The sequence below is a fragment of the Flavobacterium panici genome (assembly GCF_024499525.1).
GTDB classification, from domain to species: Bacteria; Bacteroidota; Bacteroidia; order Flavobacteriales; family Flavobacteriaceae; genus Flavobacterium; species Flavobacterium panici.
The window spans coordinates 584,608-599,783 of record NZ_CP100437.1 but is presented as its reverse complement, the minus strand read 5'-3'; the positions used below and the strand labels follow the sequence as shown (position 1 = coordinate 599,783).

Here is a 15,176-nt window from a genome sequence, read left to right as displayed (position 1 = left end):
AAAAGATAAGTTTATATCAAGCTAATGTATTACTTTTTTTAATAAACACAGGAAGTGATTTTTATACAAATTCACCAAAATAATCCCGTTTAGTATGCTGCCATTCCTCTAAAATTATGCTATAATAAACATCGTCTTTACTGTTTCCTTCAGAATCGATATAATTATTTCTAAATAAGCCTTCTTTTAAAGCTCCCAAGTTTTCAATGGCTCTTTGTGATCTTAAGTTTTCAAGATCAGCGCTGAATTGTATTCTTTTAAATTGAATGTTTTCGAAGCCAAAATTTAGTAATTCGTATTTGCAGGCTTTATTTAAACCAGTTCCCTGAAAATCTTTTCCGTACCAGGTCCAGCCAATTTCACATTTTTGACTCGTCTGATTTAAATAACCATAACGGGTACTTCCGGCCACTCTATTTGAAGCTTTGTCTATAATAAGGAATGGATAACAAATTCCGTCAGCTTTTTGTTTTAAGGTACTTTGAATGTAATTTTCGAAATCCTGATCGTTACGAACATACATTCCCATATATTTCCAGATTTCGTCATCAAAAATAATTTCTTTGAGTTCAATGTTTCTTTCGCTCTCAAACGGAATTAATAATACTTTTTCATTTTCTAAAATGATTTCGGATTGTAAAATTTCGCTGTTCATCTTGGCTGGTTTATTAATGTCTTTTTGAATTAAGTTTTTTTAATGCTGGAGAGAGTTTCTCGCAAAGTCGCGAAGACGCAAAGGTTTTTTTCATTTTATGTCATTTCGACGAAGGAGAAATCTCCGCATGAAGCTCGACAAAGATTAGATTCTCGTTGCGGAGTTACTCGTGGAGATTTCTCCTTCGTCGAAACGACAAACAGTAGCTTATTATTGTTTTAAAAAACTTTGCCCCTTTGCGACTTTGCGAGATTTTTTCCTCATTTAAGATTTTTCTTTAAACGAAATTACTTCTTTAGAAAATCTAAATAAATCTAATAAAACAGGAATTTGTTATGAAAATGGTTGTAGATGCCCAGCTAAATATTGGTGTTTAAGGTTAAATATTTGTTGTAATTTAAAGCTTATGTACAATTATTACTTATTTTTACGATCTTATATATTAGATTTTCCCCGATGCAAACTTCACTAAAAATTGCTGTTGTAGGTTCTGGACTTGTAGGATCGCTGTTGGCAATTTATCTTAAAAAAGCAGGTCACACAGTTCATGTTTATGATCGCAGCCCTGATATTCGAAAAATAAATTTTTCCGGCCGTTCTATTAACCTTGCAATGTCTAATCGTGGTTGGAAAGCGCTAGACGGCGTTGGAATAGGAGATGCGGTTCGGGAAATTGCAATTCCTATGGATAAACGTGCCATTCATTTAGTCGATAAACTCAATTTTCAGAATTATGGACAGGAAGGCGAATCGATTTATTCAATTTCCAGAGGAAAGCTAAACCGTAAAATGATTGATTTAGCCGAAAATGCCGGAGCCGAATTTCATTTTGAACAAAAAATCTGGGATGTAACGCTGAGTGATGCAACTTTGCATATTGGCGAAAGTGAAAGAGGAGAGTGGGAAGAACGAAAATACGATATGGTTTTTGGTGCCGATGGAGCTTTTTCGAGAATCCGCCACAGAATGCAGCGTCAGAGTATGTTTAATTATTCGCAGGAATTTTTAAATATGGGTTATAAAGAATTGAATATTCCGGCAAATGCTGACGGAACACATAAATTAGATAAAAATTCTTTTCATATTTGGCCAAGAGGCGAGTACATGTTAATTGCGCTTCCTAATCTTGACGGAAGTTTTACCTGTACTTTATTTATGCCTTTTGAAGGAGCTAATTCTTTTGAGTCGCTTACAGATCGTAAAATGGTGGAAGATTTCTTTGAGAAAAATTTCCCGGATTCGATTGAAGTGATTCCCGAACTGGCAAATGATTTCTTTAAAAACCCAACAAGTACTTTGGTAACCATGAAATGTTTTCCGTGGACTTATGAAGATAAAATCGCTTTAATTGGAGATGCCTGCCATGCTATTGTTCCCTTTTACGGGCAAGGAATGAATGCTGGTTTTGAAGATATTACGGTTCTGAACGAAATGATTGAGAAATTTGGAAACGACTGGAAAAAGATTTTCGCTGAATATCAAATTTCACGCAAACCAAATGCCGATGCAATTGCGGAACTTTCGTACCGAAATTTCATGGAAATGAGTACCAAAACAGCAGATGAAAAATTCTTATTACAAAAGAAAATAGAAAAAGTATTTTCAGATAAACATCCGGATAAATGGATTCCGCTTTACAGCCGCGTTACTTTTAGTGATCGCCCATATGCCGAAGCTTTGGCAATTGGAGATTTCCAAAACGGAATTATGGAAGAAGTTTTAAAACTGGATAACATAGAAAATATCTGGAACTCACCAGAAGTGGAAAATAAAATCCTGGATTTACTGCAAAAAGCATAATTTTTTTAAACCATATAAGTGATATAAGTTAATATAAAATGCTTTACGAATAAAAATTAAACCCGACAGATTTTTAAAACCTGTCGGGTTTGATATTTAGATACTTACTGTAATTCGACATATAAATTAAATGAACTTATATAACTTATATGGTTTAATACTTTTTTACTTTTTTAAGAATTTTGATAAAACGCCAAAAACACCTCTTATAAAAGTAGCGCTTGTTACCACTTTCAGTACAGATTTTGTAACAACCTCTGTAGTGCTTGGTTCTGATTTTGAAGATTTTGTTGGAGCTTGTTCTTCTTGTTGAGCAGCAACTTCATTAGCATCAGCTATTTTTTTAGTTAAGATTTCGAAAGCACTTTCGCGGTCAATTTCCTCAGCGTATTTTTTAACCAGTTTCGATTTTCCGTTTATTTCATCAATTTCTGAAGCCGATAAAATATCCATTCTACTTTGCGGCGCACGCATCATTGTAGCCACAAGCGGCGTTGGAACTCCTTTTTCGTTTAGAGCCGTTACCAAAGCCTCTCCAATTCCTAAACTTGTCAGCAATTCATCGGTTTTATAATATTCAGAAGTTGGGTAGTTATCTGCAGTTTTTTTAATCGCCTGACGATCATTTGCTGTAAAAGCTCTAAGTGCATGCTGAATTTTTAATCCTAATTGTGCCAAAACTCCACTCGGAACATCCATTGGATTTTGAGTAACAAAATAAACTCCGACACCTTTTGAACGTATCAATTTTACAATCGTTTCAATTTGCTCTAATAACGCTTTGCTGGCTTCATTAAAAATTAAATGCGCTTCGTCTATAAAGATTACCAATTCTGGTTGTTCTGCATCTCCTTTTTCCGGCATTTTTTGATAAATCTCTGCTAAAAGACTTAACATAAAAGTGGAGAATAATTTTGGTTTATCCTGAATATCCGTCAAGCGGATGATATTTACATAACCTTTTCCGTTTTCGTCAATTCGCATTAAATCATCCGTTTCAAAAGACAATTCGCCAAAAAACAAATCTCCGCCCTGCTGCTCCAGTTCAATAATTTTTCTAAGAATCGTTCCGGTTGTAGAAGTTGAAATTTTGCCATAGCTGGCTGCGATTTCTTCTTTTCCTTCTTCGGTAATATAATTGATAACCTTTTTAATATCTTTTAAATCCAACAAAGGCATTTGTTTATCATCACAATATTTAAAAATAACAGCAACAACTCCGGCTTGCGTATCATTTAAATCTAAAATTCTCGAAAATAAAACTGGACCAAATTCAGAAACCGTTGCACGCAGACGAACTCCGTTTTGTTTAGACAGCGACATTAATTCAACCGGAAATGCAGCTACATTATAACGTATATTTATTTTAGCGTGGCGCTCTATAATAAAACCTTCCTCTTTTCCTTCTTTTGCAATACCACTAAAATCACCTTTAATATCCATCATTAAAACAGGAATTCCGGCATTTGATAACTGCTCAGAAAAAACCTGAATTGTCTTTGTTTTTCCAGTTCCGGTTGCTCCGGCAATAAGACCATGGCGGTTTAATGTTTTTAAAGGAATTTTTACGTGAGCCTCAGCAATTGCTTCACCATCTAAAATTGCACCACCCAAAATAATAGAGTCGCCCTTAGCAGAATAACCGTTGTTTATGTCCTGAATGAAATTATCTTTTTTATTCATGTTTTTATTTGTAATTTAGATGATTATAAGGGTTTTGTTTGGTTTTTTAACAAAATAACTATCTTTTTTTTAGTAGGAAAATGCTTTTTTTGATTGAAATAAACATAAAAAATAAATTCGCAGCTTTTTAAGAAGATTTCAATGGATTGTTTGAATATTCACTAAAACGTTGTAATTTTTTTATTATTCGCCTTTTTTTTTGTTTTATCATAAAAATGATGGCGACAAATTAATGAGATATTTTTTAATTTGACGTTAAATTTCCTTCAATAAAATTAAAAAAAGTTTTTTTATTTAAACTAAACGTATAAATTTGCTACCCTACAAGTTAAATATAACTAAAAAATAAAAATTATTTAAAACTATTAAAATTTAAAAAAATGGCAAACGTTAAAGTTAAAAAAGAAAGCACTTCAAATGGAGGAGGGATGATTACAGGAATCATTATTGTTGCGTGTATTTTGGTTGGGGTGTTTATTTGGAAAGTAATCATGGGAGATTCTGCTAACTTCGAAGGAGGTAACCCTGAAACTGGACATCCAATCAATACATTAGGACAAGTTTATAAAGGAGGATTTATTGTACCAGTATTATTAGGTATGTTTTTAATGGTTGTTGTTTTTTCAATTGAAAGATTCATTGTTATCGGTAAAGCTGCTGGAAAATCTAACCTTGACAAATTCATGAAAAGCGTTCAAGGAAGTATTAAAGAAGGAAACATCGAGGCTGCTATCGCTTCATGTGACAAACAACAAGGTTCAGTTGCAAACGCAATTAAATCTGCTTTGATTAAATATCAAGACGTTAAAAAAGAAGGATTCAACAGTGAAGAAGCTTCAGAAGTAATCCACAAAGAAATCGAAGAGGCAACTTCATTAGAAATGCCAATGTTAGAAAAAAATATGACTATTATCTCTACTTTAGTATCATTAGGAACTTTAGGAGGATTATTAGGAACTGTATCAGGTATGATTAAAGCGTTTGGTGCGTTAGCTTCTGCTGGAACTCCAGATCAAGCTGCTCTTGCAACTGGTATTTCTGAGGCACTTATCAACACTGCAACAGGTATCTCTACTTCTATCTTAGCAATCGTTTCTTACAACTTCTTTACTGCTAAAATTGACGATTTAACTTACTCTATCGATGAGGCTGGTACTACAATCGTGAATACTTACAGAAGATTCAGAGGAAGTTTGAAACAATAATTAATTTTTGATATTAATAATTATAATTAATTATATCAAAATAAAATAAAAGAGAATGGCTAAAATAAAAATGAAAAAAAAGTCAACATCGACAGATATGACTGCCATGTGTGATGTTGCGTTCCTTTTGCTTACGTTCTTTATTTTGACCGCTACTGCTAAGGTGCCTGAAGCACTTCCTGTAGATATGCCTGCATCTGTTGCTGAATTTAAATTACCAGATACTGATTTGGCAATTATTACAGTAGGTAAAGATAAAGATGGGAAAAGCAAAGTGTTTTTTGACCTAAAAGGAAGAGAGATTCGTAAAAGAACTCTTGAAGGAATGGGGGCAAAATTCGGTGTGACTTTTTCAGAAGATGATAAAACTAAATTTGCTTTGATGGATGACTTCGGTGTTCCTGTAACAAGTTTAAAACAAATCATTGGTATGACTTCAGCTGAAAGAGTAAAAGCGGATCAACCTGGAATTCCAATCGATTCTTTAGATAATCAATTAAAAGAATGGTTGTTAGTTTCAAGAAGAGCTGCGATTGATCTAGATGATAAAGAATTGCAGATTGCAATTAAAGGAGATGCTAAAGAAGAATATCCAAAAATTAAAAAAATTATGGATATTTTACAAGATCAGAAAATCAATTCCTTTAACTTAGTTACAGGTACGAGAGGAAAAGACTTTTAATTAAAAAAGATACACTAAAATGGCTGAATTAAATACCGGCGACGGTGGTGGCGGAAAAGGTGGCAAGGTAAGAAGTAAAAAGCAAAACTCGAAAGTCGATTTAACGGCTATGGTGGATTTGGCATTCTTATTGATCACATTCTTCATGTTAACCACATCGTTGTCAAAACCTCAATCGATGGATTTGTCTTTGCCAAATAAAGATGATGATACGACTAAAACAGTGGACACGAAAGTAGATGAAAATCGTACAATGACTGTAATACTTGGTGCGGATAATAAATTGACTTATTATATGGGATTGTTAGAAAAACCTATTGGTGGACCTAAAGATATTGCATATGGTAAAGATGGGATTCGTAGAGAACTGCTTAAAAGAAAGAAAACAGTTTTAGAATATTCTGCTGCTAAAGGGAAGCCTAAACAGGGAATTATTGTTATTATCAAACCAACTAAAAAATCAAATTACCGTAATTTGGTAGATATATTGGATGAAATGGCAATTACTAAAGTTGATACGTATGCTATTGTTCCCGAGTTTACACCAGAGGAAACAAAACTGATAGAGAAAAAATAAGGGTTTGCTTGTTTTAACATCCTAATAATCAAGAAAATGAAATTAGATATAATTAAAAACACGTGGCTTGATATCGTATTCGAAGGACGTAATAAGATATATGGTGCATACGAGTTAAGAAAATCGAACAACAAAACTACGGTAAAAGCGCTTATCATAGGTTCGATCATTTTTAGCTTTGCTGTTGCAGCGCCTCTTATTGCTAGCTTTTTACCAGAATCTGGTGAAGAAGAAGTAGATAACAATGTTAAGATTGCTACAGTGAAATTACCTCCTAAAAAAGAGGAAGTAAAGCCTAATCAACCACCACCACCACCACCGCCACCAAAAGTGGATCAGGTGAAATTTACAAAACCGGTTGTTGCTAAAGCGGAAGAAGTTACTGAAGATCCTCCAAAAATTGAGGATTTGAAAGACAAGAAAGTAGGTAATGAAACTATTAAAGGAGATCCGGATGCAGTTTTAACTGTTGATGAGCCAGTAGGTACAGGACCAGTTTCTCAAGTCGTAGAAGAAGATAACAGTGTATACAACACAGCTGGTATCGAAGTAAAACCTGATTTCCCTGGAGGGATGGATAAATTCTACAAATTCGTAGGAAATAATTACAAGACTCCGGAAGAAGAAGGCCTAAAAGGTAAAGTTTACGTTACTTTTGTAGTTGAAAAAGACGGTTCATTAACCGACATTAAAGTTTTAAGGGATATCGGTTACGGTACAGGAGCAGAAGCAATTCGTGTTCTTAAAAAATGTCCAAAATGGACTCCCGGCGAGCAAAATGGTAAAAAAGTTAGGGTTCTTTACTCTTTACCTATTACTATTCAATCTGCAGAATAATGTTAAAAGATATGCTTAATAATATTCAGAAGAAATCGCTCAAAGAGCGATTTCTTCTTGTTTTAGGAATACTGTTTTTTTTAATATATCTTGTGCTGGGTTTAATGATTATGTTTTGGGAAAAACTTCCTTTAAATATGGAGCCTAAATACAGATATGCTTTTGGTGGATTACTTATTGTATATTCTGCAATACGTTTTCTGCGATTGATAAATTCTAATACAGAGTAATTATGTTAAAATATAGTAAAGTTGTTGGTTTGGTTCTTTTTGTTTTTTTGTTTGTTATGTGCAACCAAAAAAGCAAAAATGAATCTGAAAACGAAACAATTTTAAAAGGATCAGTTGATGTTACTGTTGATGAAACTATAAAGCAAATTGTCGATGATCAGGTTGCTGTTTTTGAAGGGACATATTACGATGCTAAGATTACCGTTAAGCCAAAGTCAGAAGTGGAGCTTATTAACGACCTGTTAAATAAGAAAGCTAAAGTTGTTGTAACAGCTAGAAAATTGACTAATGAAGAATTAGGAAGATTCGAAAAAAGTAAAATTAAACCTAGAGTTACACCTTTTGCAGTTGATGGAATTGCCTTAATTGCAAAAAAGAACAATAATGATACATTAATTGCGTTGAAAACTGTAATTGATTTTTTACAGGGTAAAGGTGATTCTAAGATAAAAGGAATTGTTTTTGACAATCCAAATTCCAGCACAGTACGCTATATGAAAGAACTGGCGAAAGTAAAAGATTTCCCTTCTGCAGGTGTTTTTTCTTTCAAAACAAATGATGAAGTTATTAAATTTGTTTCAGAAAATGATGAAATGATTGGTGTCGTTGGAGTGAATTGGCTGTCACAGCCATCACCGGACATGATTGAAACAATCAAGAAAATTGATGTTTTAAGCGTTAAGGGTTTAAATGATAATGAATATTACAGCCCTAGTCAAACCAACATAGCATTAAACAAATATCCTTTGGCACGTGATTTGTTTATTATAAATTGTCAGGGTTATTCTGGACTAGGAATGGGACTTGCCTCTTTCATGGCTGGTGAGATTGGTCAAAGAATAGTTTTGAAATCTGGGTTAATGCCTGTAAAGACTCCAGGCAGGAAATTCAATATTAGAAGTCAAATTATAAACGATAAAGAATAAATTAATTACTATAAAGATGAATAAATTTAAAATTTTTAGTCTTGCTATGATTGCTACAGCTTCTGTTGCAAATGCGCAAGATATTAAAGAAGCAAAAAAGGCAATCGATGCTGAACAGTTTCAAAAAGCAAAATCATTACTTAAATCAATCATCAAAGCGAAACCTTCTGATGGTGAAGCTAATTTTGTTTTAGGTAATATTTACTTAAATCAGAGTGTTGTTGATTCTGCTAAAATATATTACTTAAACGGAATTGAAGCATCAGATAAGAAAAACTTAAACTATATTGGTTTAGGTCAAATCGATCTTGATAATAAAAACGCTGCTAGTGCACAAGCTAACTTTGCTTTGGCAACAAAAGATATTAAGCGTAAAGACGTAGATGAATTCATTTACATTGGTAAAGCTTACATGAACTCTGTAAATCCAGATTATACAAATGCAGTTGCAAGTTTGAAAAAAGCTTTATTAATCGAACCGCAAAATGCAAGTGCACTTTTGGCTATCGGAGATGCATATTATGGAGCTAACAATCAAAATGATGCTTACAAAGCTTATCGTGATGCTTTTACAGCAGACCCAACTCTTTTAAGAGCAAAAATGCAATTAGGTGTTTTATTGAAAGGAGCAAAATCTTACGATGAAGCTATTAAATCTTTCAATGAAGTTATCGCTTTGAACCCAAATTATGGTCCAGTTTACAGAGAATTAGCTGAAACATATTACAAATGGGGAAGAAACAAACCTTCTACAGCTAAAGTTAATTTGCAAAACGCAATTACTAACTACGAAAAATATCTAAGCTTAACAGATTACTCTTTAGATTCTAAAATGCGTCACGCAGATTTCTTGATCTTGGTAAAAGATTACAAAAGTTTAGAAACTGTAGCAAACAAAATGATTGCTGAAGATAAAGTAAACCCTAGAATCTTTAGATATTTAGGTTATGCTGCTTATGAAAACGGAAATGTTGATGTAGCTATCAAATCTATTGAAGATTATATCAAAACTCCAACAAATAAAGTAATTGGCAGAGATTATTTATACTTAGGTTTGTCTAAAATTAAAAAAGGAACAAATGCAGAAGGTGCTGTAGATCAGGCTTCATTTGACGCTGGTCTTGCAGATATCAAAAAAGCAATCGAATTAGAACCATTAGTAGTTGAAGAACTTAATGATTTAGGAAAAGCTTTATTTGGTAAAAAACAATTTGCTCAGGCTGCTTCTATCTTTGAATTCGGTGCAAACAATAAAGACTCTAAGAATTACTTAGATGATAACGTTTACTACGGTATTTCTGTTTACTACGCAAATGCTAATAAAACTGGCGGAGCTGTTGCAGATGCTGCTCAGTTAGCTAAAGCAGATGCTGCTTTTGACAGAATTTTAGTTGCATCTCCAACTTATGATGAAGCTTACTTATACAAAGGAAGAATCAACAACTTGTTAGAGAAAGATGATTTAATTATCAAAAACTACGAAGAGTACGTTGCTAAAACAACAGCAAAAGGTGCTGAAGAATTAGCAAAACCAGCTACAGTTAAAAAAATCGTAGAAGCTTACAACAGTATCGGAGCAAGTTATGCAAACACTGATAAAGCAAAAGCAATTGAATATTTCAATAAAACTTTAGTTTTAGATCCGGCAAATGCATACGCTTCACAATCTGTGAAAGCTTTAAAATAATATAGTTTTAAACTAATTTATTAAAACCGATAGTTCGCTTTGAACTATCGGTTTTTTTGTTCCGTAATTAATTGACTATCTTTGCACATTAAATTAAAATAATGTTACCAAAAGAAATACAATTAGAAGTAAACAAAGGAGCCATGCTGCCTTTGATGGAAGAATTTTATACCATTCAGGGCGAAGGTTTTCATACCGGAACCGCTGCTTACTTCATTAGAATTGGAGGATGTGATGTTGGGTGTCACTGGTGTGATGTGAAAGAGAGCTGGAATGCAGAACTGCATCCGCCAACAAATATCGATGTAATTGTAAATAATGCTTCAAGTTATGCCAATACGGTTGTGGTTACCGGAGGTGAACCGCTTACATGGGACATGACGCTATTGACGCAGCAATTAAAAAATAAAAACTTAAAAGTTCATATTGAAACTTCCGGAGCTTATCCGTTATCTGGAACTTGGGACTGGATTTGTCTTTCGCCAAAGAAAAACAAACTTCCAACACCAGATGTTTATGCTAACGCGCATGAATTAAAAGTAATTATTTATAATAAGCACGATTTTATCTTTGCAGAAGAACAAGCAGAATTAGTTAATGATGATGCTATTTTGTTTCTTCAGCCAGAGTGGAGTAAAAAAGAAGAAATGACTCCGCTGATTGTTGATTATGTAATGAATAATCCAAAATGGAGAGTTTCACTTCAAACACACAAGTATTTAAATATACCTTAAGTCATAAAAAAAACTCTTCTAATTTAGAAGAGGTTTTTTTATGTAATAAATACACACTGTATAAAAAAGAAATATTTTATTATTTCCAGTTTTTCTGATTTTTTAAATTGACAATCTGTGCTAAATGATGATTTCCGTGCCAGGCATACATACCAATAATTTGTTGAATTAGATACTCAGAATTATTTTCGGGATGAATAAATGACTTTTCTAAATCAACTTGCGATAAGTTTTTCATTATATATACTAATCTAAAATGCAATCCTTCTAATAAATTTAGTGTCGGAGCGATTGGCATCGTTAAATTATCCGGCATTTCAGACCACAATTTTTCATCATAAGGTTTTATAATCGGATTGTTCTCAGTTAAAGCCCACTTTAATCTAATGTAACAATTCATGTGACTTTCGGCGCAATGATGAATTACTTGTCGAACAGTCCAGCCTTCAGGTCGATACTGAGTGTCTAATTGTTCGTCATTAAGAGGGTAACTTCCTTTTTTAACCTTTCTGGAAAAGTCGAAATCTCTTCAATCCTATCTAAAATGTATTTAGAGGTGAATTCTTTAGGAACTTCAAACTTTCCTATAGGGTATTTTAATTTTTGTAAATCTAAATTTTCCATGATTAAAAAATATTTATATTGAAAGTCGGGCCAGATAATCATAATGATCACCTTCCGTAACTAATTCACATTTTAATCCATTTGCAACAGCAGCATTCTGCAGTGTATTATAATCAAGATATAACCAGTCAAAAGTATCTTCTTTTTTTCCTTTATACGATATAGTAAAAGTAAGATCGCCATAATACTCTGTTTCAGATGGAATCCATTTTCCGCCATCTTCATCTTCGTCAAACATATAAATGATATCAGAACTGTCAATTAAAATTTGCCCGCCTAAATTCAAAAGCGATTTTAGTTTTGATAAATACGTATTGCAATTTTCTAATTTCCCAAAAATACCAGTTCCGTTCATCAGCAAAATAATCGTATCAAATTTTTCTCCTTCAAAATCTAATATATTTTCAACTTTGGCATTTTTTAAACCGCGAAGCTTGCAAGTTTCAATTGCTTTTTCAGAAATGTCGATAGAAATAACGTCTAAATTGCGGTCATTTTGTAAAGACAAACTGTGGCTTCCGGCTCCACATCCAACATCTAAAGTTTTTCCTGTTGCTAATTGTAAAGCTTTTTGTTCAATTTTTGGCATTTCATCATAAGAGCGGAATAAGTATTCAACACTCATTTCATCTTCTTCAGAAATTGAAGTTTCGGTAATAATATCTTCAGGCGAATTATTAGTCTGGAAATCATACATCGCTTTCCCAAAAAGATCTTTCATCGTAATTTAGTTCAAAGTTTAAGGTTTCAAGTTTAAAGTTGTTTAATTTTGCAGCTCAACTTTAAAGATTAAACTTGAAACAGATTTTAAATAACTTAAATAAGTTAGCCAAAGATAAGCATATCGAAAACAAAAAGTATTTTGATAAGCTGAAAAAGAAACAGCCAAAGAATTTAGATTACGTTATGCAAGACTTGCATGATGCCGAATTTAAAAAAACGGATTGTTTACAATGTGCCAATTGCTGTAAAACAACTGGGCCTCTATTTACTTTGGCAGATATTGAAAGAATATCAAAATCTTTTAGACAAAAACCACAGCAGTTTATTGACCAATATCTTCGTATTGATGAAGATAAGGATTATGTTTTGAAAAGCGTTCCTTGTACATTTCTGGATAGCGAGAATTATTGTATGATTTACGACGTAAGGCCGAAAGCCTGCCGGGAGTTTCCGCATACAGATCGTAAAAAGTTCCATCAAATTGCTGATCTGACTTTAAAAAATGTTGCAATCTGTCCCGCAGCTTATAATATAGTAGAAGAAATGAAAAAGAAATTACCACTTTAAGAATTAAAATAGCATTGTTACTTTAAGATTATACATTTCGCTTTTTTAAATGTATTTTTGAATAACCTGAAATAGGATAAGAAATATAAATCATAACAGAACCCTAAATTGAATCTAGAATACTTTATAGCAAAAAGACTCATCACTGCAAAAGATTACAAAAGCAGTATATCGGCGCCAATTATTAAAATTGCCATTTCAGCAATTGCAATAGGTATTATTATGATGATGGTTTCTGTAGCAACTGGAATTGGATTGCAGCAAAAAATACGCGAAAAAGTTTCAGCTTTCAACGGTCAGATCATTATTTCAAATTACGACAATAATAATTCAGAGATAACTTTAATCCCAATTTCAAAAAAACAAGATTTTTATCCAAATTTCAAATCAGTTCCAGAAGTAAGCCATATTCAGGCAGTAGCAAGTAAAGCCGGAATAATCAGAACAGAAAATGCCTTTGAAGGAATTGTTTTTAAAGGAGTAGGAGCAGATTATAATTGGAATAATATAAAAGAGTATTTAGTAGAAGGTAAATTACCCGATTTTTCTAAAACATTAAATGAAGAAGTTATTATCTCAAGATTTCTTGCAGACCGACTGAATTTAAAATTAGGCGACAGTTTCAACACCTTCTTTATAAAAGAAGAACAAGGAAAACTACCAAACAGCCGTAGATTTAAAATCACAGGAATTTTTAGTTCAGGATTTCAGGATTTCGATGCTACATATATAATAGGAGATATTCGTCATATTCAACGAATCAACAAATGGACTCCAGATCAAGTTGGAGCTTTTGAAGTTTTTGTAAAAGACTTTACAACGATTAAAGAAACAGGAAACCAGATTTACGAACAAATCTCTTCAAATCTCGATACAAAAACAATTACCGAAAAGTACAGCTATATTTTTGACTGGCTTCAGCTTTTTGATTTCAATATAATTGTAATCCTTGTCATAATGATTCTCGTTGCTACAATTAATATGGTAGTAGCATTATTGGTTCTTATTTTAGAGCGCACACAAATGATCGGAATTCTAAAAGCATTAGGAGCAAATAACTGGACAGTTCGCAAAGTTTTTCTATATAATGCATTCTATCTAATTGTTCGAGGGCTGTTTTGGGGTAACTTAATTGGAATTACACTACTGTTAATTCAACAGCAATTCGGAATCATTCATCTAAATCCCGAAAACTACTATGTTAACCAAGCTCCCGTATATTTAAATTGGGGTTATATAGTCCTGTTGAATTTACTAACCATAACAGTATGCTTTTTAGTATTATTAATCCCGTCCTATATAATAACAAAAATCTCTCCCGTAAAAGCAATTCGCTTTGATTGATTTATTAAAACAAGATATCTCACAACCCGACAGTTTTTCAAAACCTGTCGGGTTTGTTTTTATATACATATTATATGTATAATTATACTTAAGTCCCAATTTTCTGTAGAGACACACAGCAGTGCGTCTTATGCGCAACGTTATATCTATTGTATATGTCATGTCCGGCTGAGCGAAGTCGAAGCCTTTTGGTTTGGAATTTGGAATTTAAAAAAATTGGAATTTACTTTTTATAAGGAGCTATTTCCCGCTATCCGCTTCAATCTTTTGTGCCGAACCCCGGCACAAAAGGATTTTCGCTGCTATCGGGGCTAGGAAATTCGTTTTCAAAACATAATTATTGCTTAGAAAACAGTCTTGAAATATAATAACTCTTCAAAAACGGTATTGCAGAAAGGACATAAAATAAGGAAAAGTCAAAGGACTGTAGAAAAACCTGACAATGTTTCAAAAAAAATGAATTGTAAAACTGGTGTTATCAGGAAGTTAAGAAATAAATGTAAAAAAGATGGAAAAAATATAAAAAAAAGGTTTGTAAATGTAAATAAAGGTTCTACTTTTGCACCCGCAACAACGAAAGACGTTCACTGAAAGACTGACAAGAGAAGAAATCAAAACTGAAAAATTTTTCAGAAAAAAGATTAGAAAAAGCTTGTGAGATTTGAAAAATGCTTTTACATTTGCACCCCGCAAAACACGGAAGTTCATTGAGAGACTGGAAGAAAAATTAAGAAAAAGGAAACGAAAAAAAAGTTTCAAATTTTTTTTAAATTTTTCTTGCGAGAAACAAAAAGAAGTTTTAGTTTTGCACCCGCTTTGAAACACAAGCGAAGATAAAAAGAAGACACGTTCGTAGACATATTGAATTGACAGCCGTTCCGATGCAAATCGGAACAAAAGAA

General features: G+C 32.9%; 16 protein-coding genes and 1 pseudogene. 12 read left to right on the top strand and 5 right to left on the bottom strand.

The window, feature by feature from the left end; all coding sequences use genetic code 11:
• Positions 1-61: 61 nt before the first annotated feature.
• A complete protein-coding gene (locus NLJ00_RS02860) occupies positions 62-655 on the bottom strand; it encodes a GNAT family N-acetyltransferase (RefSeq protein WP_256636159.1) in 594 nt (197 codons plus the stop codon).
• Positions 656-1,111: 456 nt separating this feature from the next.
• On the opposite strand from NLJ00_RS02860, the gene NLJ00_RS02855 reads away from it, so the two are divergent.
• Positions 1,112-2,455, top strand: a complete 1,344-nt coding sequence (locus NLJ00_RS02855; RefSeq protein ID WP_256636158.1) for an FAD-dependent oxidoreductase — start codon at positions 1,112-1,114, stop codon at positions 2,453-2,455.
• 165 nt (positions 2,456-2,620) lie between these two features.
• Here NLJ00_RS02855 and NLJ00_RS02850 read toward each other — a convergent pair whose 3' ends face one another.
• Complete coding sequence (locus tag NLJ00_RS02850) at positions 2,621-4,138, bottom strand: helicase HerA-like domain-containing protein (protein ID WP_256636157.1); 1,518 nt, start codon at positions 4,136-4,138, stop codon at positions 2,621-2,623.
• Positions 4,139-4,518: 380 nt separating this feature from the next.
• On the opposite strand from NLJ00_RS02850, the gene NLJ00_RS02845 reads away from it, so the two are divergent.
• The 8 genes from NLJ00_RS02845 to NLJ00_RS02810 all read left to right on the top strand — a co-directional run bounded on the left by NLJ00_RS02845 (position 4,519) and on the right by NLJ00_RS02810 (position 11,016).
• On the top strand, positions 4,519-5,343 hold the full coding sequence (locus NLJ00_RS02845) for a MotA/TolQ/ExbB proton channel family protein (RefSeq protein ID WP_256636156.1): 825 nt from the start codon (positions 4,519-4,521) through the stop codon (positions 5,341-5,343).
• A 55-nt stretch (positions 5,344-5,398) separates the two neighbouring features.
• Entirely contained in the window at positions 5,399-6,025 is a 627-nt protein-coding gene (locus NLJ00_RS02840; RefSeq protein ID WP_053472544.1) for an ExbD/TolR family protein, read from the top strand.
• A gap of 19 nt (positions 6,026-6,044) precedes the next feature.
• On the top strand, positions 6,045-6,602 hold the full coding sequence (locus NLJ00_RS02835) for an ExbD/TolR family protein (RefSeq protein WP_053472545.1): 558 nt from the start codon (positions 6,045-6,047) through the stop codon (positions 6,600-6,602).
• Positions 6,603-6,638: 36 nt separating this feature from the next.
• Complete coding sequence (locus NLJ00_RS02830; protein WP_180856832.1) at positions 6,639-7,439, top strand: energy transducer TonB; 801 nt, start codon at positions 6,639-6,641, stop codon at positions 7,437-7,439.
• Positions 7,439-7,669, top strand: coding sequence for a hypothetical protein (locus tag NLJ00_RS02825; protein ID WP_053472547.1), 231 nt, complete (start codon positions 7,439-7,441; stop codon positions 7,667-7,669). Before NLJ00_RS02830 ends, NLJ00_RS02825 begins: the two co-directional genes overlap by 1 nt.
• Before the next feature lie 2 nt (positions 7,670-7,671).
• Positions 7,672-8,595, top strand: coding sequence for a PstS family phosphate ABC transporter substrate-binding protein (locus tag NLJ00_RS02820; RefSeq protein ID WP_256636155.1), 924 nt, complete (start codon positions 7,672-7,674; stop codon positions 8,593-8,595).
• Between the two features lie 16 nt (positions 8,596-8,611).
• On the top strand, positions 8,612-10,282 hold the full coding sequence (locus NLJ00_RS02815; RefSeq protein ID WP_053472549.1) for a tetratricopeptide repeat protein: 1,671 nt from the start codon (positions 8,612-8,614) through the stop codon (positions 10,280-10,282).
• 101 nt (positions 10,283-10,383) lie between these two features.
• Entirely contained in the window at positions 10,384-11,016 is a 633-nt protein-coding gene (locus tag NLJ00_RS02810) for a 7-carboxy-7-deazaguanine synthase QueE (RefSeq protein ID WP_256636154.1), read from the top strand.
• 79 nt (positions 11,017-11,095) lie between these two features.
• Here the strand turns inward: NLJ00_RS02810 and NLJ00_RS02805 are convergent.
• The 3 genes and pseudogenes from NLJ00_RS02805 to NLJ00_RS02795 all read right to left on the bottom strand — a co-directional run.
• Positions 11,096-11,467 (bottom strand): annotated as a pseudogene (locus NLJ00_RS02805) (YfiT family bacillithiol transferase); the annotation flags it as partial.
• A 14-nt stretch (positions 11,468-11,481) separates the two neighbouring features.
• A complete protein-coding gene (locus NLJ00_RS02800) occupies positions 11,482-11,640 on the bottom strand; it encodes a DinB family protein (RefSeq protein ID WP_256636153.1) in 159 nt (52 codons plus the stop codon).
• A gap of 13 nt (positions 11,641-11,653) precedes the next feature.
• Positions 11,654-12,361 carry a class I SAM-dependent methyltransferase gene (locus NLJ00_RS02795; protein ID WP_256636152.1) on the bottom strand — a complete coding sequence of 236 codons (708 nt, stop codon included), beginning with the start codon at positions 12,359-12,361 and terminating at the stop codon, positions 11,654-11,656.
• Positions 12,362-12,435: 74 nt separating this feature from the next.
• Here NLJ00_RS02795 and NLJ00_RS02790 point away from each other — a divergent pair, with 74 nt between their 5' ends.
• The 3 genes from NLJ00_RS02790 to NLJ00_RS02780 all read left to right on the top strand — a co-directional run bounded on the left by NLJ00_RS02790 (position 12,436) and on the right by NLJ00_RS02780 (position 14,865).
• Positions 12,436-12,930: a YkgJ family cysteine cluster protein gene (locus NLJ00_RS02790; protein WP_053472553.1), complete on the top strand. Its 495-nt coding sequence runs from the start codon at positions 12,436-12,438 to the stop codon at positions 12,928-12,930.
• 108 nt (positions 12,931-13,038) lie between these two features.
• Complete coding sequence (locus tag NLJ00_RS02785) at positions 13,039-14,274, top strand: ABC transporter permease (RefSeq protein WP_256636151.1); 1,236 nt, start codon at positions 13,039-13,041, stop codon at positions 14,272-14,274.
• A 357-nt stretch (positions 14,275-14,631) separates the two neighbouring features.
• The gene (locus NLJ00_RS02780) at positions 14,632-14,865 is read left to right on the top strand and encodes a hypothetical protein (protein WP_256636150.1); all 234 of its coding nucleotides are present in this window, start codon (positions 14,632-14,634) and stop codon (positions 14,863-14,865) included.
• Positions 14,866-15,176: the final 311 nt, after the last annotated feature.